The sequence below is a fragment of the Nonomuraea antri genome, assembly GCF_013283785.1.
Taxonomy (GTDB): Bacteria; Actinomycetota; Actinomycetes; order Streptosporangiales; family Streptosporangiaceae; genus Nonomuraea; species Nonomuraea antri.
Genome location: NZ_JABCPZ010000554.1, coordinates 1 through 1,197, shown reverse-complemented (window position 1 = coordinate 1,197; position 1,197 = coordinate 1). Strand labels below are relative to the sequence as shown.

The window sequence follows — 1,197 nt, the reverse complement described above, 5'->3', positions numbered from 1 at the left end:
GCGTAGGCGGCGACGTCCTGTGCGAGCTCGATCTGCGCCCCGGCCACGACGGCGTCGCCGCCTACGCCGCGTTCCACGACGACGAGCACGGCACCGGCACCCACCACCTGTTCGTGGCCGGTTCGCCCCCTCCGGGAACCGTCCACGACCTCGCCGAGGTCACGCTGCTGAGCGGCCTGTGCCTGTTCTCCGCCCCGAGCGCCCGCCTGGTCACCAGGGACGGTGCCGGCCGGCTCGTGAAGGTCCCGATCGCGCACGCCCGTACCCGGCATTTCACCGGCCCGGTCACGGACCTCGACCTCGAACGGGACCTGACGCTGCAGGAACGGGAGGGCGCGTTGCGCCTGGCCGCCGTGAGCACGGCGATCGCCGCCCGGATCCCGAGGGAGGTGCCGGTCACGCAGCTCATCGACGTCCCCTGCGCCGCCACGATGCTGAACCTGCTGGAACTGACCTGGTCCGGCCACTTGCCGCCCGAGCTGCTCCACCGCTGGTGCGAGGAGGTCACCACCCGCCACGCCCAGGTCACCACCCTCCTGTCCCAGCACCTGACCCCCACGCCGACCACCGACCCACCTCGCGAACCGACCACCGACACCCACGCACACCACAACCGAAGCACGGACGCCCACCCACCCACCGAAGTCCACCGACTTCACGCACCGAACACCCGAGCCCACCAACCGCACAAACCGGGCGGCCCCAACGTGCGTGTCGAGATCCGCACGGAACTCTCCCCGATCGCCGACCACCTCGTCCAAGCCCTTTCCACCGGCCACGTCCCGGCGTTCGACACGCTGCTCGCCCTGGCCGCCGCCCAGAGCCCCCTCTGGGAACACCTCATCAAGATCGCCCAACCGGAGACCCCGGCCGACCTGGCCAACCTCAGCTACGCCGCCGCCGAACTGACCGCCGCCCACGGAACCCAGCGCCTGGTCGTCATGATCGACAACCCCGCCGAACGCAAGACCCTGCGCCAAGCCCACGGCTACGCCGCAGCACTCGCCCAGGGACCGTCGCTGGGCCCGCTACTCGGCCTGTACCCGCTGGAACGCGTCTGGGTCCGTGACCGCGACGGCCACCTCCACCACAACCTCTACGCCCACGACCCCGGCCACCACGCCACCACGCCCGGCGGCCACCCCATCAACCTGATCACCCTCGCCGAGACCGCCTACGTCCGGCACACCCCAGAAC

1 protein-coding gene is annotated in these 1,197 nt (G+C 71.3%); it reads left to right on the top strand.

All coding sequences use genetic code 11. The features are described from left to right. On the top strand, positions 1 to 1,197 hold a 1,197-nt coding region (locus HII36_RS55320; RefSeq protein WP_173531410.1), incomplete at both ends, for a hypothetical protein.